This is a genomic window from Marivivens aquimaris, from assembly GCF_015220045.1.
Taxonomy (GTDB): Bacteria; Pseudomonadota; Alphaproteobacteria; order Rhodobacterales; family Rhodobacteraceae; genus Marivivens; species Marivivens aquimaris.
Genome location: NZ_JADBGB010000004.1, coordinates 1 through 23,591, shown reverse-complemented (window position 1 = coordinate 23,591; position 23,591 = coordinate 1). Strand labels below are relative to the sequence as shown.

Here is a 23,591-nt window from a genome sequence, read left to right as displayed (position 1 = left end):
GCTTTTCCCAGTCTCGCCACCATGTGCCTACCCTCGTCCTCTCAATAATATATTATCGTATATCATATTCAGCAGATCGCAAGCAGATGTGTGCGTCGTACCGCCAGACATGGAAAAAGGGGAACCGTGGTCCCACGGCTCCCCTTTCGGTTCGTATCGTTTTATCTCGCGCGCCGATTAGGCGACCAACGACAGCCCCGTGCCTGCATCCTGCGGCTGCTCACCGCTGTCGATGAACGGGATGATCGAGAAGGTCTGCCCACCGCGCTGTTCTTCGTTCTGCACGGCGTTCACGCGCAGGTCGCCATCGGGCGTGTTGATCAGCAGCGACAGGTAGTCATTGCCCGTGCGGCTGCTTTTCGCCATCCAGGCCGAGCCGACGCGGATCGGTGTGCCCCGGGGCGAGCTGACCTCGATCCGGTAATCGGGGTGAGTCTCCTCGGATTTATAGCTGTTCTCGATCAGCATGAATTCCAGATCGAACATCATGTTGGCGATGTAGCCGGTGAAGGCGTTGTCGGCGTCCATAGCGGTGAGCTCGCCCGAGATCGAGCCGGATTTCATCAGGCCGTTCGAGACCAGCGGGATGATCTCGAATTCGCCGCTCTGGGCCGCGCGCGCCTCTTTCGTCTGCACCGCATTGACCCGGAACGGGCCCAAGCCGACATCGATCTGCATCGAGATGTAAGGGTTTCCGCTGGTATTGCCGGTCTCGTTCCAGGCCGTGCCGATGCGCACCTTGCGGCCTGATTTGTTGACTGCCGTTACGTCAAAATCCGGGCTGCGTTCGGACATCTTCGGGCGGTTTTCAAGCTGGATGGCGATGTCAAAGCGCGTCGAATGGATCATGCCGGTGTATTCGGCGGCTGCGGTCTCGACATTGCGGGTAAGGGTTCCTGCGAACATGGGATGGTTCCTTTTGGATTGGCCGGTGCCTGACGTTTTTGCCAACGCATCCGGGATTGCTTTCTCGACCCCTTGAGGGATCACAAATCAGAAAGCCTGCTTTCCTTTCAGTCCCGCCCACGGGTCAGATCTGCCGTCCGAGTGGGAGTGCCCCCGCGCCTCCGGATGCTACGCCCCCCTCCTGCCCGTCTGGTCTTGATTGGCTGCCCGGATTTTCCGCGCCGTCCTCCGATCGCGCGATGAAGAACTCCGCTTCTTTGCCGTTCAACCGATGCCTGCCCCGGTCGGTCAGACCGATGCAGCTGCCGTTCGGCAGAAAGCTGATCAGGTACTGACCGAGCCGGTCCTTGTGGACAACGTAGCCGGTATTGGCCCAATGCACGGTTTGGCCGGCATCGACCGCAGCTTTGATTTCATCGAGTGTCATGCGATCCTCCTTACGAAGAATGGTGGGGAAACGACGCAAGAAGCCCGATCGTCCGACCGGGCTTCCATGCAGTATTCGTTTGGCAAACGGCCGAGTGCTGTCAGGCAACTTGCGTGGCTTGCGTCGCGTGCGCCGCCATCCAATCCTTCAGACCAAGAACCGTTCTTCCGGCGGCGACCTCGGAGGCCCAGGCAACCCTTGGGTCGCCGCAGGGCTCGGAGCCGGAATGCCGGTCGATGTGGCCATTGGCCATCCATGGCTCGGGCTGTATCCGTCGCAGCCAGTCCGCCATGCTCGGGATACGGCCCTGACAGTCTTCGCGGACATGCTGCTCGCCGATCCAGCGCACGGGGATCTCTCGACCTGCGCTATTGGTCAGGGTCAGGCCGAAGACACGTTCGGCCTCGAACAGGCCTTGAGCGTGGTGGCGCATGGCTCGGTGCGTGAAGAGCGCGAGATGCTCTTTCGAGGCGTCAAACCAATCGTGCACAGCCTGATAGTCAGACGGCACCCCGCCGAATTTCCGGGCCGAGCTTTCGGCATGATGAAGCGGATGCGCCATCTCACAGCCCCTCGTCATAGCTATGCGAGCATTCAACGTAGCGGTCCGCATGATCCAAGGTGACACTGTCGGCGGTGATGTCCCAGGTCAGCGTGCCGTAGCCGCCCTCGTTGTTTTCGAACCCCGGGTGATGGTGATAGGCGAGCGACCAGGCGAAGTCGCCAACCTCTGTGGCAAGCGGCTCCGGCAGTTGGACCTCTGCAGGCTGCACCGTCACATCCTCGACATTGCCGGAGTCGCCATAGCCTTCGTATTCGACAGCGACCTCGCTGATGCCAAGCGCACGTAGTTGCGCGAGCAGCTCCACTCTGGATGCCTTCAAGGTGGTTTCGCGCTCTGCACGCCACTGAGCCGCCATTGCGGCATAGTCGATCTGGGGATTGGTCATGGGTCTGTCCTCTTATCTGAATTTGGGGGGGCCGGGCCTGGCATTGGTCAGCGCGCGCCCGGAAAGCGCAGATCGGCCAAATCCCATCCACGCCGCCCGACCGGAAGCTCGCTTTGACTTTTCAGGCGGCTTGTTCTGCCACCTTGGCGACTCGCTGCCCCACGATCCGGGCCAGAATGCTTCCCGTGTCGATCCCGTCCCCATGCGGCAGGAACACACGCAACTGGAAGGCGATGATCTCGGTGAAGCAGCCGAGCGCCTTGAGGCCATCGATCATGCCCCGATCCGCACCGCCCAACTCAAGGCGCATCTCGCCTGCGACCCGGCGACGGGTCAGGGTCAGACCCCGGCCCAGATCGACAGGTGCGGTGGTGCCGAGGGCGGCGGTCAACATCTCCTGTGGCGTTTGCGGATTGGAGACGAGGAAGCGGGCGCGCAGCGAGGCCGCCCCTTCCTCACTCAGCGTCCGCCCGATCATGGCCGTCGCCCCGTCTGGCGTGACACGGTAGATCCGCTCATTGGTGGTCGGAATGTCCTTCCAGATCGGCAGCAGCAGCCCGGTCAGCAGGTAGAGCTTGGTCGTGGTGGTTTTTGGCAGGGACGCAGCCTCGGCCTCCCAAATCTGCGCAAATTCGGGCCTGTCGATCTCTTCCCAAGCCGAGGACTCAAACCGTGCCTCTTCGAGATAGCTCGACCCGTTTGGCCGCACCGCCTTGCGCATCAGCGTGACAATGTCCTCGTCATACATCTGCATGGGCCGCGCCGAGATGAGCGCCGCGCGACCGGAGGCGCGATTCACCATCGGCAGCTTGTCGGGATTGCGCGATATGGCCTCTTCGGCGACCAGGACATACACTGGGTCCGTCACCTCAAGTCCGATAATCCGCGTCACGGCGCCGGATTTCGGGCAGGTCCAGAGATCCTCGGTGGAGACCTGCTCGATCTTTTCGCCACGTAGGGTTTCCACGCCGAGATCGAGCGTGCCCGCCGCGCGCGCCCGCTCAGACTGATCGGCAATCCGGCGCATGAACTCGGCAAAGAGCGCGTTCTGCATGTGGATGGGAAGGGCAAGCACCCGGTTGAGAAACCGCTGGATCGGGGGAAGCTCTTCGAGCAGCACCCCGTCCTTGTCGATCAGCCGCAGGGCCGTCCAGTCGGTGAAGCTCTCGTAGCTCATCGCCTCGGCGCGCCCGGCGGCAAGATCGGCGAAATACCCACGCAGCGCCGCTCGCGCGATCGGGCTTTCGAGATTGTCCTCCTCGCGGAACATGCCTTGCGAGCCGGTCTCGCGCTGGCCCTTGGTCAGGGCCCCCAGCTGGTCGAGGCGTTTGGCGATCGTCGAGGTGAAACGTTTCTCGCCATGCACATCGGAGGTGCAGACCCGAAAGAACGGTGCGCTGACCTGGGCCGAGCGATGCGTGCGGCCGAGCCCCTGGATGGCTGCATCCGCGCGCCAGCCGGGCTCCAGAAGATAGTGCCGCCGCCGTTTCTGGTTCTTCGCGGTTTGCGCCGCATGGTAGGACCGGCCCGTACCGCCCGCGTCGGAGAAGATCAGGATATCCTTTTCGCCGTCCATGAAGGCTTGGGTCTCGGACGAATTGCTGCTGGCGCTGCGCTTCTCGATGAAGAGATGGCCATCCTCGGCCTTGAGTGGCCGGATGAACCGCCCCGTGACTTCTGCCACGGCCTCATCGCCAAATGCCCAGAGGATCTGATCGAGCGCCGAGGGGATCGGCGCCAGCGTCATCAATTCCATCATGGCCGCGTCACGCAAAGCGAGCGCCTCGCGCGAGACAACGAGCGCCCCGGTCTCATCCCGCAAGGGTTCCGCCACCATATTGCCGTCGATCTCCACGAGCTTTTGCGCATGGATCGGGAAGGCCTGTTCGAGGTAGCCCAGAACATAGTCGCGCGGCGTCAAGGCACCCTCGACGAGTTCATCCTCCGGGTCCATCGCCTCAAGCCGACGCTTCAGCAGGCTCTCGCCTGTCGAGACAACCTGGATGACGCAAGCATTGCCTGCCGCCAGGTCGTCCTTGATCGCACGGATGATGGTCGGGGCTTTCATGCCCATCAGGAGATGGTTGAAGAAGCGCTGCTTCGTGCTCTCGAAGCGGGACTTGGCCGAGGCGCGTGCGGCCGACGCATTAGTTTCCCCCGAGGCGTCGTTGACGCCGGTCGCAGTCAGCGCCGCTTCGAGATTGTGGTGGATCATCCGAAAAGCACCCGCGTATGCGTCGTAGATCTCGATCTGGGCCGGGGTCAGCGCGTGTTCGAGCACGTCATACTCCACCCCATCAAAACTGAGGGCACGCGCCGTGTAGAGCCCGAGCGTCTTGAGATCGCGCGCGACCACCTCCATGGCAGCCACGCCGCCGGCTTCCATCGCAGAAACGAAGCTCTCGCGGCTTGGGAAGGGGTATTCGGGGCCCTGCCCCCAGAGCCCCAGCCGCGCGGCATAGGCGAGGTTGTGGACGCTCGTCGCACCCGTGGCCGAGATGTAGAAGACGCGAGCGCGGGGTGCTGCCAGTTGCAGCCGGAGGCCAGCAAGGCCCTGCTGGGAGGGTTTGACCCCCCTGCCCTGCTCGGACCCGGCCGCGTTCTGCATGGCATGGGCCTCATCAAAGGCCAGCACGCCTTCAAAGTCTTCGCCCATCCAGGCGAGGATCTGGCTCAGTCGCGTGGTGCCGCATTTGCCCGCGGACCGCAGCGTGGCGTAGGTGACAAATAGGATGCCGTCGCCCATCGGGATGGACTGGTCCGGTTTCCATTTGGAGACCGGCTGGATGTCGGCGGGCGAGCCGCCGAGATCGGTCCAGTCGCGGATGGCGTCCTCGATGAGCGTGGCGGATTTGGAGACCCAGATCGCCTTCCTGCGCCCGGCCAGCCAGTTGACAAGGATGAGCCCCGCGCATTCGCGCCCCTTGCCGCAACCGGTGCCGTCGCCGAGGAAATAGCCAAGGCGATAGGCACGTGCATCCGGGTCATCATCGGCGCGCGTCAGCTTGGTCTGGTCGTCATCGATGGTAAACCGACCGGGCAGGTCGCGCCCATGGGCGTCATGCGCCATGATGATGGTTTCCAGCTGCGCCTCGGAGAGGTGACCCTCCTCGACCAACCGTGCGGGCAGGCGCAAGTCATCACGACCCGTATTTGAGGGCATGGGCGGGGCAACCGAGGCCATGGCGATGCTCTCGACGAGCGGGGTGGGATGTTCCTGCGCACCCGCGATCTCGATCCGTTGCGGACGGTAGCGCGCATAGATGTCCGAGATGGGCGTGTTGTCGCGCGGGATATCAAAGCTCGTGAAAGTTAGCGGGACAACGGCATTGGCCCGAGGCTTGGAGGCGGCGACAGGCGCAGCGGCGGTCTTGCGCGGAGCAGAGGATGGAACGGTCGGCCGAATGTGCGGGATCGCTGCTGCCCGTTGGGCGGGGTGCATCTCAGGCCGGGTTGCGGCCACGGCGTCGACAAAAGGAAGGGCTTCATCCAGATCGCACACAACGGCGCGGATCATCTCGCAATCCTCCTGCACCTTGTCGAAGATCATGAGCTGGGTTTCGACAGAGGTGCCGAGCTTGCGATAGACCTGTCCCGGCATCGTCAGCGCCAATCGCGGCGTCAGGAGACCGCAGGCGCGGGACCAATGCGCGGCATCGCGTTCGGGCGTGAATCCCGGCGGCATGATCGCCACCAGCCGCCCGCCGGGTGCCAGGCGCTTTGCAGCCGCGATGAGATGCTTGGCGGCGATGTGCTTGTCTCGGGAGCGATCGACCGAGGAGGCGAAGGGCGGGTTCATCACCACGACCTCGGGTAGAACCGGCGTCTGCAGCAGATCATCGATATGCTCGCCGTCATGGCCTGTGACCTCGCCGCCGAAAACCGCGCGCAGGAGGCGCTGGCGAAAGGGGTCGATCTCGTTGAGCAGAAGCGTGGCACCGGCCCGGGCGGCGAAAGCAGCCAGGGCACCGGTGCCAGCCGAGGGCTCCAGAACGGTCTCGCCCTTGCGGATCGCCGCGGCCCGCAAAACCAGCGCCGCGAATGGCAGCGGCGTGGAAAACTGCTGTAGCCGGATCTGCTGCTCTGACCGGCGGGTTTCCGTCAGGAGCCGTGAGGCAAGTAGCCTTGCAGCGGCGGTGTCACCTGCCGCGCCGTTCCCACGCAGCAGCACCTGGACAGCCGCTGCCTGCATCATGTCATAGGCCATGCGCCAGTCCCAGGCGCCACCGGCATCGCTGCCATGAAACGTCTCGCGCATGATACGCGCGAGCGCTGAACTGCGCAGGGGCTGGTCATCGACCTCCGTGCCGATTTGCGCGAGGGCAGAGGCGAGATCGGCTTCGGAGATTGCGAGAGCCGGGTTGGCCGTTCTGGGTTTGGACATGGGGATTTTCCTTTGGATCAGGGTCTGAGTTCCAAAGGACAAAAAGCCCGCTTTCGCTTTTCAGGGTGACGTAGTCAGACCGCGCCGACCTCAAAGGCTTGGTCAGGACTTGGGTTCGACCTGCCGCTTCGCATCAATCAATGCCTGTGCGGCCTGCATCACCTGAACCTGAGATGTTCCCGAGCGTGCATCCTCCAGCGCGGCCTGCACCTGCGCGCAAAACCACGTGTCATAAGAATTCGCTTCAGCGGCCACGGAAATGCTCCTCGAGCCCGATATCCAGCAGCTTGCCGAGGTCATCGGGCATGTCTGCAACGCGCACAGCAATTGGGAAACGGTGCCCCGTCAGGTCAGGCGCGCATTGCTCCTCTAGACCGAGGTGCTGCCTATCCTTTTCCGTCTCATTCATTGTGCTTTCTCCGACCGCATTATCAGCCGATGCTACATCTTCGAGCGTGGCGTCGTAAATGATAATGCCAAAGGGTCATAGCAAGCTGGCCCACTTACCGATCGGGCACCGCTTCAAGGGATTTCTCGAACCGCTTGCCTGCCGCTGCAGCTTCTTTCAAGAGCGCGTCGAAATTGTCAGGTGGGTTGCCATCTTCCAGCATCCCTTTGAACGTCGCATAGGCATCCGTCTTGCTGCCATAGGCGCGCAGGGTCTTGTCGTCGTTCACCCATGCCACCACGATGACCTTCGCATCGCTGTTGAACCGGTAGAACAGCCGATACTGCTGGAAGAATTTCGCCCGGAACCAGTGCTTGCGGTGATCGCCGAGTGTGCCGCCTTGCCGGAAGGCGGCGGCACCCGGATCTGCAGGTATGGCCTCGGTGACCAGCTTGAAGATGGCGGCCAGCCGTTTCGTCGGGTTTTTCTTGTGCCAGGTCTTGGGATCGCGAGCCTTACGCGCCTCTACCTCCTCGACCAGCCCTTCGAGCTGGTCCAGAAAGAGTGGGTGCGCATAAATCGACCATCCATTCACGACAAGGGGCGCTTGGGCGGGCACGCTATCGCCGCTCATTCATCCTCGAGCGATAGCGGCGCATCGAGATCGACATCAACGTCTCCGACCAGTGCTGCAAGACGGTCATGCAAAGCCCCATCGAAAGCCCGAATGCGGTCCGGATGCGCCTTGATATCGGCCTCGACAAAATCGAGAAAGGCTCCGAGCACGGGATCTTCCTCGTCGCTGCGCACGGGCTCGATATAGACCCTGCCACTCGGCTCGGTGCAGTAACGAATCTGGTCGCCCTTGCCCAGCTTGAGCTGTTTGCGCACACCCGCCGGCACGGTCGTCTGATACCGATCCGTGAGTTTCGAGACATCTTGTGCGAGGGCTGTCATGGCAGTCTCCTGAAGAAAAGGTTCTTTGCTGCCCGCGATAGGTAATGCATTTGCATTGCCTTGTCAAGACAAGCCGCAGCATCTGCTGTCGCCGGGCAGGTCGATGAACCGTCCGGCGCAGGACCTAATTTCGCCCCGCCAGGAACTCCGCCAGCACCGGGCTAGCCGCACCTTTCGCGGAGCTGAGCAGCTCCGAGCCCGCAAGCGAGGCCTTCGACAGGCGTACGAGCCCACCAGTTTCCTCGATGCGGTAGCAGCGGCGCTTTTGCCGCCCGCGCCTGTAGTGGGTCGCGGTGACAATCTGGCAGGTACTGCCATCGGTGAGCGTCACAGGTGCTGCGAGCTTGATCTTGTCGCCTTCCTCGTAGTCCGGGATCGCAGCCCAGTCCTGGCAGCGCTGGCGCCAGGCATGAGCATAGCTGTCTGGGTCTTTCAGCTCGGACAGCAGGGCCAATAGGCTCAGTGGCGCGCGGGATTCGACCGGTCCCGCGCTTTCCTCCATGTCCTTGTAGCCCCAGCAGCCGTCATCATATCGGGTAAGGAATACGGCGGCGAAAGTGATGGAGCCATCCGCATCGGTGACATAGGTCGTGTCTTCGACAGGGGTGCCGTCGATATTTGTGACCTTTGCCGCCGCGTACCAAGTCGAACCCACCTTGCAGGCTTTGACCAGTTCCGTCTTGCGCCTTTCGCCATGAGAGGTGCAGAGCCGGGCAATCTCCGCTTTCTCATCCGCGTAGGTCTGGACGCGGCCGTCGGTGTAGAAGAGCCAACCCATCACGCCGCCCTCCGGTCATCGATTTCCATCAGCGCATCGAGCGGCACGCGGTAGGGCTGCATGGCGTCGAAATCCTCGCAATTGCCGCAGTTCTGCACGATCGCGAAGGTGTCGCAGGCATCCTTGAGGATGACCCGGAAGGTGCCGCCGAGGCCCGAGGGCACCTCGTAGGTCCCGCCGATGAGATAGTCCGAGGCCCGGCGTTTGAGGACGCGGATGCTGTGGCCATCGGTGGCGAGCCGGATCGCACCCCGCCCCCGGTCGATGAGCACCTGCACGTCATCCAGGATGTCGGTGTAGAACTGGCCGGTCAGATCGCGAAACGCCATGCGGCGCTGCGCCATCCAGTCGGTGTCCCGAAACGGGTTCATGCCATCGGCGAAAGCAAAGGACGGATCGGCCTGCTCGGTGGTGACGATACGGGTGGTCGTGCCATCGATGCCGTTTGAGCGCAGATGCACGCCATTGCCGACGATGAGGATCAGGGCGGGCCTGTCCACGGGCCCGTTCCAGTTGGGCAGGAAGGTTTTGCAGGCGCGTGCATGGGCGATCTGCGCCGCAACAGCGGACGCAGAGAACTTGAGAATAGCCATGGGGATGTCTTTCTGTTCGGTTTGGAAGGGTCGACCCGCGCGGGCGGCATGGTCCACGCGCGGGTCGCGTGAGGACTCAGGCCGCTTGCGCGATGTCGCCGTCAGGCTCCGGGGTTTCCGCCGCGGGCTCCGCCTCATCACAGGCGACACCGGCTGTCTGCATCATGGGCGGGCACCAGGCGGCCACGGCAGCGCGCTGCGCGTCCGTGAGCGTGGCGAAGGGCTCGGCGAAGAGCTTGTCACAAAAGGCGACGATCTCCTTCTTGCTCGACGAGGCCAGCGTCACCGCCTCCTGGGCGAGACCCAGATCCTCGCCGAGGATCTTCAGGAGCCAAGCCTTCTTGAAGCGGTTGAAGAGCGCCGCATTCGGCGTCCAGTGGGAGCGGATGTCGGGCATGATCTCGATCTCGAACGCATGCATCAGGCTGTCGCGCTGGCGGTCCCGCGCGAAGCAGGACTGCGTGGTGCTGGCCGTGGCATAGGCCACGAGCTTGGCCTTTTCGCCTGCCTCCAGCGCGCGAAACGCCGCGAACTGATCGGCGGGCGCGCGGGTGTCATCGAGCCAGGAGAGGTCCAGCGCCTCATGCGCCGCCGCCACCTGCTCGAGCGAGGTTGCGTCGATCTCGTCCATCTTGGCATGGCTGCGGTATTCCTTGCGGGCATCGATCTTGATCGCCTGCGTGACACTCATGCCGCTGGCCAGAACGTCGCTCACCAGCTTGAAGAGCGTCAGATCGAGCGTAGCTTCCGGATGCAGCGCCATCGCGGCCCCAAGCGCCATGGCTCGCTCGGTCTTGAGGTCCTCAGCCAGTGAGGCCGGATAGGTGATTTCGCCGGCGTCTGGGGCCTCCTCCCCGGTCGGGCTAGCCGAGGAGCCGCGCGCGCCCTCCTTTTTGACGGTGTCTTCCGGGCGGACGAGGCCAACATGGAGGGTCACCTGCCCGCCCGACCAGGACGCGATTACCCCAGACCGCGCGAGGTCCTCGGCGCTGTAGGCCTCCTGCAGGTCGCGGGCTTCCTCTTCCAAGGCGTCCACGCGCTCGTAAAGCGCGTTGTAGGCACCGTCCTCGAGCCCCTCATCCTCCATCTCGAGCTGCAGTTTCTCAAGCTCGGCGGTGATCTCATCGATGCGCTTTTGCGCAGCCTCATCAGGCTCGATCGGGCCGGGATAAACGCGGCCGTAGTCGGCCATGGTCGCGTAATCATAGCGGACCATGGCATCGGCCCAGGCAAAGCCCAGCTTTATGCGGGCCTCTTCGGCGGCGGCACCGAGCTTCTCGAGCAGGATGGTCTCGACCAGCGCGGCGTCTTCGAGCACGGAATGCTCTTCCAGAAGGTCAGCGGCGACAGCGCCGCCCCGCGCCTCGTAGTCCGCGCGCACGAAGGCCCCGATATCGTCACTGACCTGCACGCCGCGGGATTTGAGCGCCTGGCGGACCGTATAGGCCTGCAGGTAGCTATCTTCCTTGGTGAGCGCCTCGAAGACTTCGCGCTGCACCTCCTGGCTCGGATGCTCCGCAAAGGCCTTCATCGTGTCGAGCGTGATCGTCTTGGCCCGGGCCGCGGCGCGGATGTCGGGGTGGATTAGGCCATAGCGCAACCGGCCTTTCACGGCCGCCACCGTGGTGCCGAAGGTCTTTGCGATCGTCTCGGGCGTCTGGTCGTCGACCTCCATCATCCGCGCGAAAGCCTCGAACTCGTCGATGGCATTCATCGGCGCCTGGGTGATGTTCTCAGCGAGCGACAGGGCCGTGGTGACATCGCAATCCTCTGGCACAAGACGGCAGTCGATCTTGGCCTTCGCCGTGAAGCCTTTCGCGGCCCTGTCCGCGACCAGCTCCTTCAGCGCGGCATGCCGACGGCCACCGGCGAGGACAGCATATTTGCCGTCGAGCTTCTGGACCATGAGCGGCTGCAGGAGACCCAGAACGGCGATGCTTGCCTTCAGATGGGCGATGTTCTCAGGATCATAGGTTTCCGGCGAGTTGCTGCGCACATTGGCGGGATGTGAGACCAGATCGCCGATGGCGACGGAGACGGGTTTGAAGCTTGTGGTCATGGCGTTTCCTTTTCGGTGGGTTTGGAGCGGCCCGCGCATTCAGATGCGCGGCCAATCCCCGTCTTCAGGGATCACCACAACAAAAGGCCCACTCTCCCTTTGAGGGGTCAGCGGGCCTTCATCGCCTGGGCTGTCAGGAGGGGTGTCCCCTCCCCTACCAGTCGCGCGCCAGCATGATGGTCAGCACGCGCATGGTGGTGGCGGGATTGTCCGGGGCCTCGGCGCCATAGCGGAAGTCGGAATCCGCTTCGTACAAATCCAGTTTCCAGAACACGGTCTCGCCGCGGACCTCGACCGCCCCGAAATCATGCCATCCTTCGGGATCGTTCTCGGGCTCGAAGGTCTCGAACATGCCCGTGGCCTTCACCGCCTCGGCCATGAAGCCGTCACCGGCATTCATAATTGAGCGGGTGACATGCATGCGGCCCTGAATAGACTGGGCGGTTGGCACACCGAGGCACGCGAGCTTGCGAAACGCGTCGTTCTGCGCTGCGATCACACTCGGATCAGGGCGGTCTGTCTGGGGTTGTCCTGTCATGGACATGGGGTGCTCCTTTGAGAAGTTGAAACACCCTTCCAAAAGCCAGCTTTTTCTTTTTCCCCCTGGCGGCAGGACAGAAGCAGAAGGGGCCCTACCCGAACAATCGCTTGGGTCTGTAATTCGGGTTGGGGATGGTTTCGATCCAGCCGCCTTGGTGCTTGATGGTCTCAAGTGCCGCCGAGAGCGGATAAGCGCCCTCGGACGGGCTCCACCAATAGGCGCCGTGCTTGAAGGTGATGATCTTGCGGCGGCCGTCGTTGAAGCAGGCCACCCGCAGCGTCTTGGGTTCCTTACGTGACATGGGCGTCTCCGTTCTCCCTGTGGTCAGGCGGCCTTGGCTCGGCCCCCTGCCCTGCCCGCCTCCGATCTGGCGATCAGGTAATCACAGGCGCGCTGCGCATCCGCGGCGTGCTTGAAGATCGCACCCTTGTCCGACCGAAGAACGCGCAACCAGTTATGGAGGTAGGCAGCATTCATCTCGAGCGTATGCGCCGTAAAGCCGAGCGTCTGACCCAGGAACACCGAGGTCAATTCCGCGACGATCTCCTCGCGCGCGTAAGAGGTGTTGCCAAACTTCGAGAACCCGAAATCACGGTTCAGTCGATGCCGGGCCTTCGTGGCATGGGCCAGCTCATGCGCCCAGACCCCGTAGAAATTGCGCGGGTCCTGGAACCGCGTGATGGATGGCATGTAGACCTTGTCCACGGGGGGCAAATAGTACGCCTCCGTGCCCGTGAAGACGGTCGTGATGTCGATGGCATCGAAAAACGCCTGCATGTGCGGGATGGGCTCGGACGGCGGATGCTCGGGCGCGGGCTCCGGGTCTGGGAAGAAGCTGTCGGGCAGGCCATCGATCTGGCAGGCATTGAACACGCGGTAGGATTTCTGGAAGCGGAAGATGCGGGCTTCCTCGGAGCGATCATCGCCATCGCTGCGGTCGTCCTCGCCGCCCGCGTCTTTCCGGCTTTGGCCGTAATAGACGACGACAGAGGATTTCTCGCCCTTGCGGACCTTTGCGTCCAACGCATTGGCCTGAGGCAGAGTCATCCAGAAGGGAGAGCTGTGGCCCGCCATCACGGTCCGCATCGTCAGCAGGAAGTTGTTCACCCCCTGGTAGGGTTCGCCGCCCACGCGCAGGGGGCGTGAGCTGCCGCCTGCGGTCCAGGGCTTGCGCCACGGCAGGACGCCGCGCTCGATGATGCGGATGATTTCGTTTGTGATGACCTCGGAGGCATCGAATTTGGGCGTGGGGGATCGGGCCATGGCTGGCCTCCTTTCGAATGTTTGTGAGAGGGAGTGGTGATCAGATTGACTGACGGGGCCGCGGATCGTTGACGATCCTCGCGCCGAGCCGCTCGACCGTGTCGATGTAGGTGGTCAGCGAGACGCACCTGCCGGCACCTGAAAGGTCAGGATCGACAGATCTGTCCCGCGCCACCCGCGGCAAGTTCGCGAATGCGATAACATCGGTGACGGGTCGGATATCGATGAACGGGGTCCCTCGTGCGACCGCAAGAGCGGCCAAGGGAAAGCGTTCGATCGGCGCGAAAGTCGACACTGTGGTCCAGCCGAGATGAAGGAACGTCCCACCCTCCCCGCAGATCACATGCGCGTTTGGCAATAATGCCGCCTGCCTGAGGTAGCCAAGATCGCGCAGGACGGTCTCGCGCTCGAGTTGCCGCGATAGCGCCGTCTGGCCAGTTCTGCGCAGCTCTCTATGCCGCCACCAGGAGGCGGCGGTTGTGCGGAGCACGCGCAAGACACCTGTTTCCATTAGAATGCCCTTCATTAGGAAAGACAGACCGGAATCCGGTCCGGACCCATCCGAGGGACCCCAAAGGCCCTCATCCGTCAGTCACAAAACCCGAAGGACACTTTTACTTTTCAGCAGCCAACTGGTCCGGGGTAACGGCCGAGGGTCCGACACCACCGCGGACCCCAGTGACGGCATGCAGTAAGTGGCGGTTTCGATCCAAGATCGGCAAGCCATATCGGCAACTCCGGCCCGACTGCTGCAGTCTTTCTCATATTATCAATAGCTTATCTGACGTTCTCGATCGGCAAAAGCGCTCCAACGGTGACCTCTCAGGCCCAAAGATCAGGATTTGCTTCGTTCAGAGCACTGCAGCGTTACGGATAAGCACGGGAAACGAAGGCGCAGCGCCTCCTGTCAGCTTGAATTTCAGCGATTTTGCCGCTATATACCGTCAGTATCACCGTAGGAGCATAGATCATGCACATCACGAACTTTGCTGAAGCTGGGCAATTCGAACCGCGCAAGATCGCCGCGGTGCTACGCACATCAGCAGAAGAGATCGCATTGACCGTCGGCTTGGGCAAAGACGCGTTGCAGAGGCGAGCCCGCATCGGTTCGGACAAGACGCAGCGCCGCCTGCGCGAATTGGTAGAAGTGCTGAACAAAGTTGAGCCCCGCTTCGGCTCGGAACTGATGGCCTATGCATGGTACCGGTCAGAGCCCCTGCCCGGCTTTGATGGCCGGACAGCCATGCAGCTGGTGCAGGAAGGCAAAGCTCAGCAAGTTCTGGAATACATCGATGCGGTCGATGCGGGCGTCTTTGCCTGATGCCGCTGAAAGATGGACGCTACACAGGGCCACTCTATCGCGCCCTGAACCCGGTCTATGCGCGTGAACCTCTGTCCGGACGAGGCGCTGAACTCTATGGAGGGCGCTTTAACGCCAAGGGCACCCCTGCCCTCTACACCTCGCTGGATCCCGCGACCGCTCTTAGAGAAGCCAACCAGGTAGGCAGCCTGCAACCCACGATCCTGGTGTCCTACAAAGCCGACCTTGGGCCTATTTTCGATACCCGCGATCAGGACAAGCTCGAACGGTATGGTGTGACCGAGGCGATGCTTGCCGACTCTGCATGGCGCATGAAGATGCTCGATGGCCAATTGGTACCGACACAGGAGCTAGCACGCGCCCTTATAGCAGATCGGTTTGCGGGGCTTCTGATCCAAAGCTTTGCGAAGGGTGCGTCATCAACGGACTTCAACATCGTCCTGTGGGCCTGGACTGCCAACAAGGGTTCTTTGGAAGTGGTGGATGACGAAAAGCGGCTGTCGCGCATGTGAGTTGTGAGACTTGGTGCCGGATCTGTCCACCGCGGTGGACATCGGCGGGTCGGAGGTACATGGATTGACTGTGTAGTATCGCCCTAGTGGAATTTGGCTCTGTCGCTTTGATGCATGTGGCGAGACCGCGCGTCATTGGACTAGTTGATGGCCAGACGTCCACCGCGGTGGACACTAGGCGGTTTGCATAGCAGTTTTGGATAGACGCTTGATCAAAGCCACTGGATCAAACTGGTCTTGACGTTGGCCCAAGGTGATACTGTGAAAGTACGCTCCAAAATCCCTGATGCGTTGTCCAAGTTGTAGCATGATGAAGATCGCGCATGACGCTTTCTGAGCTCCTACTGCATTCTTGGCTTTCTCAAATGTTTCTGGGTGAATCCCCATCATGGGTGCAAGAGTTCGAGCATGGTTTTCAATGTCCAACCAGTCTCTAAGTCTCTCTGTGGAGAACGATGTCGCTTGATCGCAGACTGAGGTTAGCAAGTCTGGTTTCAGAGCTTCATTGCCTGTGTTGCTATCTAAATCTTTTTTTTCTTCTTCAGACATAGATTGGTGCCGGACAGTTTGTCCGTCATTGGCGGGCAATTCCACAGTTTCTGGTGGGTTATCTGGGGTATACAAAGTCTGGCATTCTTTGTCCGTGTCGGCGAGCAGCGCGTGGTATTCGGTAAGGCTCAGCTTCCTGCGTAGAGCTCTCCGTGCGTGGTTGATGAATGTGTTGCTGGGATCATGCTCTTCCAAATGGGCGAGCTTTGTCAGGATCTGTTTGCGGACAAATATCCGATCCCGCCGGTTATTTTCCATCTCATGTGCGATGGCGATAAGCTCGCTCGCACGTTGGAGGAGGGGGGTTAGAGACAGTCCATAGCTGATGCATTCCCCGCTGGATGAGCGAACGCGGTAGCGCTTTCTGTTCGAGCTGTCATTGCGTTTGATGAACCCGAGTTCGACGAAGCGGTTGATGTGCCTGCGGAGTGTCCGTTCGTCGATTCCGCCGACGCGCTGGCAAATCGAGTCGTTGGACGCGAAAACCGTTTCGCCATGGCCGGGCTTCAAGAAACTGAGCATGGCTTGAAGTGTTTGGATATGGCCAGGACGCAGACCGAATACGCTACGTGCATCTCTTAGTGCCCTGAAGATGGTCCAGATGTCGGTTTCAGCCGCAGAAATTGAGCCGCGTGATGCATCAGCATCAGCGGTTCTGATCGATAGTTTTGTAAATGCCATGGTTTCTTCACGACGACCGTTCGGCCCACAACTTCCCAGTCTCTTCCCGAGATTTCGCTCAGAAAAAGGCAATAAAAACCCGTCCACCGAATCGGTGACTCTTGACCGGTTTGCTGGAGGTTGCTACATCATGAGTGCTAATCGAATGATGAGGGCTCTCCAGGGGAAACTTTGGGGGGCTCTTTTCTTTCTGGTCTTCGCTTTTCTCCTCTGCTCGAGTTACTCTGTGTGGCTCGGGGCTTAGGACCCAGAGCCGCTCTCATTCCGCCACTGTTCGAAGAGCTTCAAAAGCGCTGCCTCCGCGCGCTCTTCGATCCATTGGCCGAATTCTGGGTTGTCCTTCTTGGTGATCTTGATAGCGATCGTTTTCTGGTCGACTGTCAGCGTTCCCACAGAGCTACCGTCCCCATCTTTGACAACGGACGTTAGGCTGCGGTTGGCTTGCTTCTTGTCGCTACGCGCCTTGTTCGAGCAAGCCGAGTAGACTGCCTGAAACTTATCCGCGCTTGGAGTGTCGTCGGGCAGGGCGGCGATCACCTCTTTGGCTGTGTTCACCAGATCTATCTTTTTCGACAAAGCGGCCAGGTCACCCCATTGCCGTCGTCCGATGCCATGTGCCGGCCCGATCAGCTGTACAAGCCCTTCTGGCAGTTGCTCTATGACGACGCGATGATTGGACACGCCCTGCCGTGTCAAGCCGAGAGCATCCTGAATGACGTTTGGCTTGTAACCTGATTCCTGCATCTCTTTGATAAAAAGAGATTTCTCAATGAAAGACGGGTCTAGTCGGAGGTTGTTCTCTTGGCCCTGTGCGATCAGAGATGCGTCGTCATCCAGGCTTCGAACGATCGCCTTGACCGTTCCGCCGACCATGCGGATCGCTGCGAGCCTGCGTCGTCCGTAGATGATACGGTATCTGTCCGGTTGCGCTGATGGACGGACCATAATTGGTACTTGTTGTCCATGCTTGCGAATGCTTTCGGCCAACTCATCAATACTGGAATCCTCCAGCACCAACCGATCGCGCAGACCATCCATGTCAATCTGATCGGGCTCGATGTCACGGATCGAATTCGCGGTAATCTCGCGCAAAGAGTCGCGCAATCCGCCAACAGATCCTGGCAGTTTTGCTGCTTTTGGCGGGGTAGGGGAGGGGGCCGCGCTCTCCTTCTCGTCCTTTGGAGGCTGATTGAAGATATTTCGGGCCATCAGCGACGCCCCCATGCCATTTGGATTGTCTGTTCCAACTCATCTCCAACGCCATTCACGCTGGTCAGAGCGCGATCAATCGTTTTTCTAATGAATTGGCTCGGATCAACTTCGTAGACGGTTTGCTGGGTCATACCGGCGTCCGAGATTGCTGTAGATTTCAGCATTGGCTCAGTCATGACCTGTCCGGCCAAGATCGATCTCAGGTAGCCCGCCATCTGGGTCTGAGGCCCGTCCGACGGCTCGTATCTCGTGATCAAGAACTTTACGAAGTCCCATGTAACGCGCCTGCCAATGGCTTCTTCGACAGCCTTTACCGTTTCCGAAGCAAGTTTCAGGAACTGGCTCATTGAAGCAATGTCGAGCATGCCAGGCACGACCGTTACTAGGAGTCCCGTCGAGGCTGCCAACGCCGTTAGGGTCAGAAAGCCAAGTTGAGGTGGGCAGTCGATCAGAACGATGTCGTAATTCGCCTCTACTTCCTCAAGCGCTAAGGCAAGACGCTCCGCAAATATGGGTTGCACCCGGCGGGCGAGGGCGTTTGCCGTCTCAGTTTCGTATTCCGAGAGCATCAGGCCCGCTGGGACCATATCGAGCTTATGGAAGTAGGTTTTTTGGATGACGGCTGAGAGCGGAACTTGTTCCTCATATCTCAGGGCATCATAGATTGTGCCGCCTTCGGCGAACTCGAGCTCTGGCCGAAAGCCGAAAAAGGTGGTCAAACTTGCCTGCGGATCGAGATCCAAGACCAACACTCGGTAACCTCGCAAAGCATACCGTTGTGCAAGATGGATCGTTGCTGTTGTTTTTGACGATCCGCCTTTGAAATTGACGACAGATATCACCTGGAGACGATCGCCTTCACGTCGACCGGGGCGGTAGCTTTCTGCGTTCTTTCCGGTGCGCCCCAGAATGTCGCGCAGCTTATCGATCTCTTGGGCTGTGTAGAACCGGTGTCCGCGGTTGTCTGTATGAACTTCCGGGAAGCTGCCGTCCTTGTGCCGGTTGCGCAGGTTAGATGTGCTAACGCGCAGGAGGCTGGCAACTTCGGTAGAACTGAATCGGCGCAGGGACTTTCGTTCTTCGGGCTCGAAAGCGATCTTCATCTGGCGATCCAAAGATTCAGCCAGATTGTCGGCAAATGCTCCGATGTCGGAAGAGCCTATGCCTTGCGCGTATCCAACGTTACGATCATCCATGTCCTGCCGCCCACTCTCGGCCTCTGTTGAGGCTCTTGGTCATTCTGACGGTGTACAGCGCGACTGACGCGTTTTACCGTCAGAATGGGAATGCCACGATCAAGTGAGTCCGGCAAGAAGAATCTAGATGTAGTGTGAAAGTTATCCACAGCACCAATACGTACAGTCACATCAAGATAACTGCAAGTTGTTGATTTTATGGTGATAAATCCAAAAGACCGTGCTTCAAGCCATTCATGGGGATTGTTTGGATGGTATTGGCTAAACCCATGCAACCAATGGCACAATTGACCTTCTGACGGTGTTTAGAGCGATAGATTCAGCTGTTTGAGCCTCTGCTAGTTACAGTTGGGAGTGAGCCGATTCTGATGAAATTAGGCCAAGCCGCTCCGCTCGTTCGAGCAACATTTTGACCGAAGACGGCTGCCAGCTGGCACGACCTCGAGGGGTCCGTTCGCGCATCGACTCTAGCCGATCGCAGATCGCCTGCAGCGTGATTTCGGGGTCCGCGCCTTTGATCGCTGCGACGATGGCCGGCAGGCGGTCATCGGTTTCGCGGCGTCCGGCGCGGCCAAGCACCTCGGCAGGAAGGAACCCGTCGCGCACATATGCCTTCACAGCGCGGAGCAGTCGGCCTTGTGTCCAATGGTGATCTGGGGGCAGGGGGGCATTGATAATTCGCAGCACGTCTTCCCAAGCCATATCGGGGCGCAGGCGGCGCACATGAGGCACCCAATCCTGCGCGGTCTCGTTCAGGCGTTCCATATAGCCGTCCTGCCGTGCCAGCCGCACCTTGCGCAGCGCGGCGGGATCCTTGGCGCGTAGCCCTGGGTTGCCGCCTACGCGCCCTTTGGCGCGCGCAGAGGCAAGCCCGGCCTTTGTGCGCTCGCGGATCAGAGCGCGTTCGAACTCAGCCGCAGCGCCCAGAACCTGCAACGTGAACTTGCCCTGGGGCGAGGCAGTGTCGATCGGGTCCTGGAGCGAGCGGAAGAACGCCCCCTTTCCCTCCAGTCTTTCGATCACCTCCAGCAAGTGCGACAGAGATCGCGCAAGCCGGTCGATCCGCACAACGACCAGCGTATCGCCGCTCTGGACGCGTTCGAGCACGCGTGCCAGCACCGGTCGCGCGCGATTGCCGCCCGAGGCGTGCTCTTCAAAGATCTCGGCGCATCCCGCAGACTGCAGGGCCTCAGACTGGGGCAGGGGGGTCTGATCCTCTGTGGAAACACGGGCGTAGCCTATCAGGGGCATGAAAACGGGCCGTTTGCAATTATATGTATCATCAATAAACGACCGTTTGTACACGAATGCAAGTAGGTGCTCTCTCGTCGTGCTCGTCCAAAAACCCTTGGTTTCCTAGTGCTGAGCGCGATCTGAGAGGTTCCAGCGGCAGTCGCGCGCGCATACTATATAAAGAGCAAAGGCAACCGCCACAAAATCACTTGGGTAATGTGCAAAAGAACAGTATTTTGCACATATGAAACCCCAAGCATCCGCGTTAACTGATGATTTCAACGATCCCCTCATCACCATAGAGGAGGATGAAGAGGCTCACGAAGAGCATCTCTGGTTTCTGCCTGGGCCACTCGAGGAAGAACCGGATGATTTGCCTCCCGGGCCACGGGCGGAACCGCCAGACACTGCTGTCATCGGTGACTGGGCAAAGGCAGAAGGCGTTCACGCTGCGCGACTGGCAAGAGTGGCTGGACGCTTAGGAGCTCTGGATGATCGGCTGCTGCGTGGCCCGGAAGGCTGGCGGCATCGGCTAGCTCTGATCGAGGCGGCCGACCTCAGCTGGTTCGCGGGTGATCGAGTGAGCTCTGATCGGTTAGCGCTGTGGACGTCCATTTGGCTGTCGGGCGCGCGGGATGATTCAAATGCCTTTGCCCGGGTCGGGTGGGCCATGCGTCGCCTGACAGGAGGACCGGGCCCGATGGCCGATCTGGCGGCCTTCCTGGACCGCCGCGATCCCGAAAAGCTCGCGAACATTGCCGAACGTTTCGATGATCGCGCGGGCGGATGGCGTGACGTGATGACGGCAGCGGCCGATCTCCACCCGATCACGAGCGCCTGCATGGGGTTTCATCTCTGGCGCCTCGCCGGCCTCGGGCACAAAGGCGATCAGATCGAAGCCGCCGTCACCGCAGCCAGGATCGCGGCCGGCGAGGGATGCGGTGCCATCTTCGCGCCGCTGGCCATGGGTGGGGCAGGGGGGCTGCGTGCCTCCAGCTTGCCGATTGAGCGCTTGGCCTGCTGGCTGGATGGGTTAAACAGTGCCGTTCTGACGGCGATGCGCCATCTGGACGATATCGACGCATGGGGGGCTCGGGCAGACGCAGCGATGGCTCGGCTCTCCGGGCGCACGCCTGCTGCTCTCCGCTCCGTGTTGACCAAATGGCCTTTGGTGTCGGCCCCGATGGCTGAGACCTTGACCGGCGCAAGTCGCGCAGCTGTTCAACGAAACATGGATGGAAGAGAAAGGCCGGTTCCACGAGGTGACGCAGCAGGGTCGCTACAGAATGGCGCTGATCGCGGTCAAGCCCGTTTGACGCACCGCAGTCGCCGCAATACTAACCAAGCCAAGACAGGTCTTCCGCTCTTCAAGCCAAACCCGACGCATGCTGCGGCTGCAAAAGCTTCGGTAGTCTTTCGGGAAAGCGGAAGTTCGGCGCGTGTGCAAGATGCAGGTTGCAGTTTGATGAAAGCCGACCTCGGGGAAGCAACGGCCGGGTTTCCGATCTCAATCCGGAACGCGTAGGACGGTAAGGCCGTTCTCTGGATGCTTCGCAATCTACCAAAAACCCCGGGTGTGACCCAAGACTTGCCTGCGCTTCAGGGTGGTGGGCAAGGGCATCAATTCCGGGGCCAGCATCTCGAGCGTCGCATCCGGGCCGTCGCCCCATTCTCTGGGCCGGCGGACGAGAGCGGTGCGGAACCCGACGCCGCGGTCAGCATCAAGGTCGATCGGATGGCAGGCGATCATCATGCAGGCGTCCGGCGCCAGTTAAAATCGCTACGCCGCGCGCAGAATTTGACTGCCAAAGTTCAGGTAGACGGCCATTCTGCCAAGGAAAACTTCCTGTCAGCGTATGAGCGATACCTGAACCGCGGCCCTGTTTCTCCCGAGGGTCGCGGCCCGCGTTGGATCGTCGGGCGGCATCGGATTGCCCTGCCACAGCTGCCGACGCGGAAACAGGCGATGCTTGGTTGAAAACATTTCACGCTCAGTTGAAATAGGGATATGACTGAAAGCATGAAAAAGATCACCGCCAAGGATGTGGCCGCACGGGCCGGGGTGTCGGTTTCGGCGGTGTCGCGGGCTTATCGGGCGGACGCCTCGATTGCCGAGGCCAAGCGCAAGGCGATCTTCGCCGCCGCCGACGAGTTGGGCTTTGTCAGCAGTGTCGACAAGGTGCTCTCGCAACAATCTACCAACACCATCGCGCTGGTGGTCAGCGAGCTGCACAATCCGTTCTACCCGGGCACTGTGGACGAGCTGGTCCGGCAGTTGCCGGAGCGCGGGCTTCGCGCCATCGTGCATGTGGTGTCGTCCGCTGACGAGGTCGACACGATGATACGGCAGGTGTTGGATTTCCGTACCGAAGGGGTGATTCTGGCAAGCTCGACGATGACCTCGCAATTGGCGCGCTCTTGCCGGGCGCACGGAATGCCGGCAGTGCTGCTGAACCGCGTGCAGTCCGACAGCAGCATGATGGCGGTCTGCTGCGACAATTACGGCGGGGCGCGGCAAATCGCAGAGCGGTTCCTGGCCCAGGGGCGGCAACGAATCGCCTTTGTCGGCGGGCGGCGGGATACCTCGACCCATCTCGAGCGGATGCGCGGTTTTCGCGACCACCTTGAAGTGGCCGGCACGGCGATTGACGAGCAATACGACGGCGGTTTCGACTACCAGCAGGCGTTTGACGTCGGGCAGGAGCTTCTGGCCCGGAGACCGCTGCCGGACGCGGTGTTTTGTGCCAATGACATCATGGCCATAGGCCTTCTCGACGCGGCCCGGGTCAAGGGGGTCTCGGTGCCGGATGATATCGCCGTGATCGGCTTCGACGACATCCCGATGGCCTCTTGGGAGGCCTATCGGTTGACCACCGTGCGCCAGCCGCTGAGGCGGATGCTGCGGCAGGCAGTCGATATTCTCACCAGCGCCGAGGCGACACTCGAGGCGGGGGATATCCGGGTCCTTCAGGGCACGATGCAGGAACGCGAAAGCGGCTGATGAAAAAATTTCATAGAGCTTGGCAGGTCTTGCAACGACGCCTGGTTTTGTGGCTCCTCCCATGACAGACGCCCGATTGTCGGGCGATTCATGTTCAAGGGAGGTTCGACATGACAGTGACCAAATTGCTTTCGACCGCGGCACTCACGCTGGCCGGTCTGGCGGCCAGCCTGCCGGCAGCGGCGGAGACCCGGCTCGCCTTCGGCGCGACCAATTCGCAAAGCGCGCACTACGCCTATTTCGCCTCGCTGGCGAAGATCGTGAACAATGCCTATCCCGATGCTTATCAGGCCTCGGTGGTGGAAACCGGCGCCACGGTCGACAACCTCAAGCGGATGGCGCGCGACCAGTTGGACATCGGCCTGATCACCACCTCGACGCTCTATCATGCCTATAACGGGGTGAAGTCGTTTGACGGCCGTCCGGTCGAGTCGAAGCTGCTCTGGGCCTATTCGCTGGCACCGCAGAACGTGGTGGTGCGCCGCGATGCCGAGATCACCGAGCTCGCCGGGCTCGAGGGGCAGAAATTCGGTCCCGGCATGCGCGGCTCTTCGACCGAGGCCACCTCGCTCGAGGTGTTCGAGCTTCTCGAGATTACCCCGGACTGGGTGCGGGGCACCAATGGCGAACTGGCCAACGC

General features: G+C 60.9%; 25 protein-coding genes and 1 pseudogene. 6 read left to right on the top strand and 20 right to left on the bottom strand.

The features are described 5' to 3' along the window. Positions 1-177: 177 nt before the first annotated feature. From IF204_RS18080 to IF204_RS18005, 16 genes are all read right to left on the bottom strand, one after another. Positions 178-906: a DUF736 family protein gene (locus IF204_RS18080; protein WP_194098521.1), complete on the bottom strand. Its 729-nt coding sequence runs from the start codon at positions 904-906 to the stop codon at positions 178-180. Positions 907-1,030: 124 nt separating this feature from the next. Further along, positions 1,031-1,333 (bottom strand): hypothetical protein, encoded by a 303-nt coding sequence (locus IF204_RS18075; protein ID WP_194098520.1) that lies wholly within the window; start codon positions 1,331-1,333, stop codon positions 1,031-1,033. A 100-nt stretch (positions 1,334-1,433) separates the two neighbouring features. After that, positions 1,434-1,895 carry a DUF6915 family protein gene (locus IF204_RS18070; RefSeq protein ID WP_194098519.1) on the bottom strand — a complete coding sequence of 154 codons (462 nt, stop codon included), beginning with the start codon at positions 1,893-1,895 and terminating at the stop codon, positions 1,434-1,436. Position 1,896: 1 nt separating this feature from the next. Next, positions 1,897-2,283 (bottom strand): DUF6878 family protein, encoded by a 387-nt coding sequence (locus IF204_RS18065; RefSeq protein ID WP_090525086.1) that lies wholly within the window; start codon positions 2,281-2,283, stop codon positions 1,897-1,899. A gap of 121 nt (positions 2,284-2,404) precedes the next feature. Then, positions 2,405-6,667 carry a strawberry notch family protein gene (locus IF204_RS18060; RefSeq protein ID WP_102875867.1) on the bottom strand — a complete coding sequence of 1,421 codons (4,263 nt, stop codon included), beginning with the start codon at positions 6,665-6,667 and terminating at the stop codon, positions 2,405-2,407. 102 nt (positions 6,668-6,769) lie between these two features. After that, entirely contained in the window at positions 6,770-6,922 is a 153-nt protein-coding gene (locus IF204_RS18055) for an antitoxin PaaA2 family protein (protein WP_043754116.1), read from the bottom strand. Beyond that, positions 6,912-7,076 (bottom strand): hypothetical protein, encoded by a 165-nt coding sequence (locus IF204_RS18050; protein WP_009819683.1) that lies wholly within the window; start codon positions 7,074-7,076, stop codon positions 6,912-6,914. Before IF204_RS18050 ends, IF204_RS18055 begins: the two co-directional genes overlap by 11 nt. Positions 7,077-7,170: 94 nt before the next feature. After that, complete coding sequence (locus IF204_RS18045) at positions 7,171-7,689, bottom strand: type II toxin-antitoxin system YhaV family toxin (protein WP_024099306.1); 519 nt, start codon at positions 7,687-7,689, stop codon at positions 7,171-7,173. Further along, positions 7,686-8,012, bottom strand: a complete 327-nt coding sequence (locus IF204_RS18040; protein ID WP_005668772.1) for a type II toxin-antitoxin system PrlF family antitoxin — start codon at positions 8,010-8,012, stop codon at positions 7,686-7,688. The genes IF204_RS18045 and IF204_RS18040 overlap by 4 nt, the downstream gene beginning before the upstream one ends. A 124-nt stretch (positions 8,013-8,136) precedes the next feature. Further along, positions 8,137-8,790: a DUF6927 domain-containing protein gene (locus tag IF204_RS18035; protein ID WP_043872250.1), complete on the bottom strand. Its 654-nt coding sequence runs from the start codon at positions 8,788-8,790 to the stop codon at positions 8,137-8,139. Further along, the gene (locus IF204_RS18030; RefSeq protein ID WP_043872249.1) at positions 8,790-9,383 is read right to left on the bottom strand and encodes a hypothetical protein; all 594 of its coding nucleotides are present in this window, start codon (positions 9,381-9,383) and stop codon (positions 8,790-8,792) included. The genes IF204_RS18035 and IF204_RS18030 overlap by 1 nt, the downstream gene beginning before the upstream one ends. 76 nt (positions 9,384-9,459) lie before the next feature. Further along, positions 9,460-11,442, bottom strand: a complete 1,983-nt coding sequence (locus tag IF204_RS18025; protein WP_043754129.1) for a ParB/RepB/Spo0J family partition protein — start codon at positions 11,440-11,442, stop codon at positions 9,460-9,462. A gap of 154 nt (positions 11,443-11,596) precedes the next feature. Continuing rightward, a complete protein-coding gene (locus tag IF204_RS18020) occupies positions 11,597-11,986 on the bottom strand; it encodes a DUF3768 domain-containing protein (RefSeq protein WP_043754131.1) in 390 nt (129 codons plus the stop codon). A gap of 88 nt (positions 11,987-12,074) precedes the next feature. Continuing rightward, positions 12,075-12,284: a DUF6330 family protein gene (locus tag IF204_RS18015; RefSeq protein ID WP_043754132.1), complete on the bottom strand. Its 210-nt coding sequence runs from the start codon at positions 12,282-12,284 to the stop codon at positions 12,075-12,077. Positions 12,285-12,307: 23 nt separating this feature from the next. After that, entirely contained in the window at positions 12,308-13,246 is a 939-nt protein-coding gene (locus IF204_RS18010) for an ArdC family protein (RefSeq protein WP_043754134.1), read from the bottom strand. A 40-nt stretch (positions 13,247-13,286) separates the two neighbouring features. Continuing rightward, positions 13,287-13,772 carry a hypothetical protein gene (locus tag IF204_RS18005; RefSeq protein WP_043754136.1) on the bottom strand — a complete coding sequence of 162 codons (486 nt, stop codon included), beginning with the start codon at positions 13,770-13,772 and terminating at the stop codon, positions 13,287-13,289. A 444-nt stretch (positions 13,773-14,216) separates the two neighbouring features. Between IF204_RS18005 and IF204_RS18000 the strand changes: the two genes are divergently transcribed. Then, on the top strand, positions 14,217-14,567 hold the full coding sequence (locus tag IF204_RS18000; protein ID WP_027264271.1) for an MbcA/ParS/Xre antitoxin family protein: 351 nt from the start codon (positions 14,217-14,219) through the stop codon (positions 14,565-14,567). Further along, the gene (locus IF204_RS17995; RefSeq protein WP_043754138.1) at positions 14,567-15,079 is read left to right on the top strand and encodes an RES family NAD+ phosphorylase; all 513 of its coding nucleotides are present in this window, start codon (positions 14,567-14,569) and stop codon (positions 15,077-15,079) included. Before IF204_RS18000 ends, IF204_RS17995 begins: the two co-directional genes overlap by 1 nt. A gap of 174 nt (positions 15,080-15,253) precedes the next feature. Here the strand turns inward: IF204_RS17995 and repC are convergent, their stop codons facing one another. The 4 genes from repC to IF204_RS17975 all read right to left on the bottom strand — a co-directional run bounded on the left by repC (position 15,254) and on the right by IF204_RS17975 (position 19,968). Continuing rightward, complete coding sequence (gene repC / locus IF204_RS17990) at positions 15,254-16,309, bottom strand: plasmid replication protein RepC (protein ID WP_085870099.1); 1,056 nt, start codon at positions 16,307-16,309, stop codon at positions 15,254-15,256. Between the two features lie 240 nt (positions 16,310-16,549). Further along, a complete protein-coding gene (gene repB, locus IF204_RS17985; RefSeq protein WP_223229246.1) occupies positions 16,550-17,518 on the bottom strand; it encodes a plasmid partitioning protein RepB in 969 nt (322 codons plus the stop codon). Further along, positions 17,518-18,717, bottom strand: coding sequence for a plasmid partitioning protein RepA (gene repA / locus IF204_RS17980; RefSeq protein ID WP_043754158.1), 1,200 nt, complete (start codon positions 18,715-18,717; stop codon positions 17,518-17,520). Before repA ends, repB begins: the two co-directional genes overlap by 1 nt. Before the next feature lie 342 nt (positions 18,718-19,059). Next, the gene (locus tag IF204_RS17975) at positions 19,060-19,968 is read right to left on the bottom strand and encodes a recombinase family protein (RefSeq protein WP_043754160.1); all 909 of its coding nucleotides are present in this window, start codon (positions 19,966-19,968) and stop codon (positions 19,060-19,062) included. Between the two features lie 226 nt (positions 19,969-20,194). Here IF204_RS17975 and IF204_RS17970 point away from each other — a divergent pair. The 4 genes and pseudogenes from IF204_RS17970 to IF204_RS17955 all read left to right on the top strand — a co-directional run. After that, a pseudogene (locus IF204_RS17970) lies at positions 20,195-21,266 on the top strand (hypothetical protein). A 230-nt stretch (positions 21,267-21,496) separates the two neighbouring features. After that, positions 21,497-21,928 carry a hypothetical protein gene (locus IF204_RS17965; protein ID WP_194098518.1) on the top strand — a complete coding sequence of 144 codons (432 nt, stop codon included), beginning with the start codon at positions 21,497-21,499 and terminating at the stop codon, positions 21,926-21,928. Positions 21,929-21,970: 42 nt separating this feature from the next. Further along, positions 21,971-22,951, top strand: a complete 981-nt coding sequence (locus tag IF204_RS17960; RefSeq protein ID WP_194098517.1) for a LacI family DNA-binding transcriptional regulator — start codon at positions 21,971-21,973, stop codon at positions 22,949-22,951. A 110-nt stretch (positions 22,952-23,061) separates the two neighbouring features. Further along, a partial coding sequence (locus tag IF204_RS17955) for a TAXI family TRAP transporter solute-binding subunit (RefSeq protein WP_194098516.1) occupies positions 23,062-23,591 on the top strand: 530 nt, incomplete at its 3' end.

What these genes read in the sequence shown, in the direction of transcription:
- IF204_RS18050 (WP_009819683.1), bottom strand. Translation starts at nt 7,076, where the DNA reads ATGAATGAGACGGAAAAGGATAGGCAGCACCTCGGTCTAGAGGAGCAA.
- repC (WP_085870099.1), bottom strand. Translation starts at nt 16,309, where the DNA reads ATGGCATTTACAAAACTATCGATCAGAACCGCTGATGCTGATGCATCA.
- IF204_RS18060 (WP_102875867.1), bottom strand. Translation starts at nt 6,667, where the DNA reads ATGTCCAAACCCAGAACGGCCAACCCGGCTCTCGCAATCTCCGAAGCC.
- IF204_RS17965 (WP_194098518.1), top strand. Translation starts at nt 21,497, where the DNA reads ATGCTTCGCAATCTACCAAAAACCCCGGGTGTGACCCAAGACTTGCCT.
- IF204_RS18030 (WP_043872249.1), bottom strand. Translation starts at nt 9,383, where the DNA reads ATGGCTATTCTCAAGTTCTCTGCGTCCGCTGTTGCGGCGCAGATCGCC.
- repA (WP_043754158.1), bottom strand. Translation starts at nt 18,717, where the DNA reads ATGGATGATCGTAACGTTGGATACGCGCAAGGCATAGGCTCTTCCGAC.
- IF204_RS18075 (WP_194098520.1), bottom strand. Translation starts at nt 1,333, where the DNA reads ATGACACTCGATGAAATCAAAGCTGCGGTCGATGCCGGCCAAACCGTG.
- IF204_RS17960 (WP_194098517.1), top strand. Translation starts at nt 21,971, where the DNA reads ATGAAAAAGATCACCGCCAAGGATGTGGCCGCACGGGCCGGGGTGTCG.
- IF204_RS18005 (WP_043754136.1), bottom strand. Translation starts at nt 13,772, where the DNA reads ATGAAGGGCATTCTAATGGAAACAGGTGTCTTGCGCGTGCTCCGCACA.
- IF204_RS18040 (WP_005668772.1), bottom strand. Translation starts at nt 8,012, where the DNA reads ATGACAGCCCTCGCACAAGATGTCTCGAAACTCACGGATCGGTATCAG.
- IF204_RS18015 (WP_043754132.1), bottom strand. Translation starts at nt 12,284, where the DNA reads ATGTCACGTAAGGAACCCAAGACGCTGCGGGTGGCCTGCTTCAACGAC.
- IF204_RS17995 (WP_043754138.1), top strand. Translation starts at nt 14,567, where the DNA reads ATGCCGCTGAAAGATGGACGCTACACAGGGCCACTCTATCGCGCCCTG.
- IF204_RS18025 (WP_043754129.1), bottom strand. Translation starts at nt 11,442, where the DNA reads ATGACCACAAGCTTCAAACCCGTCTCCGTCGCCATCGGCGATCTGGTC.
- IF204_RS17975 (WP_043754160.1), bottom strand. Translation starts at nt 19,968, where the DNA reads ATGCCCCTGATAGGCTACGCCCGTGTTTCCACAGAGGATCAGACCCCC.
- IF204_RS18080 (WP_194098521.1), bottom strand. Translation starts at nt 906, where the DNA reads ATGTTCGCAGGAACCCTTACCCGCAATGTCGAGACCGCAGCCGCCGAA.
- IF204_RS18035 (WP_043872250.1), bottom strand. Translation starts at nt 8,790, where the DNA reads ATGGGTTGGCTCTTCTACACCGACGGCCGCGTCCAGACCTACGCGGAT.
- IF204_RS18000 (WP_027264271.1), top strand. Translation starts at nt 14,217, where the DNA reads ATGCACATCACGAACTTTGCTGAAGCTGGGCAATTCGAACCGCGCAAG.
- IF204_RS18010 (WP_043754134.1), bottom strand. Translation starts at nt 13,246, where the DNA reads ATGGCCCGATCCCCCACGCCCAAATTCGATGCCTCCGAGGTCATCACA.
- IF204_RS18045 (WP_024099306.1), bottom strand. Translation starts at nt 7,689, where the DNA reads ATGAGCGGCGATAGCGTGCCCGCCCAAGCGCCCCTTGTCGTGAATGGA.
- IF204_RS18020 (WP_043754131.1), bottom strand. Translation starts at nt 11,986, where the DNA reads ATGTCCATGACAGGACAACCCCAGACAGACCGCCCTGATCCGAGTGTG.
- IF204_RS18065 (WP_090525086.1), bottom strand. Translation starts at nt 2,283, where the DNA reads ATGACCAATCCCCAGATCGACTATGCCGCAATGGCGGCTCAGTGGCGT.
- IF204_RS18070 (WP_194098519.1), bottom strand. Translation starts at nt 1,895, where the DNA reads ATGGCGCATCCGCTTCATCATGCCGAAAGCTCGGCCCGGAAATTCGGC.
- repB (WP_223229246.1), bottom strand. Translation starts at nt 17,518, where the DNA reads ATGGCCCGAAATATCTTCAATCAGCCTCCAAAGGACGAGAAGGAGAGC.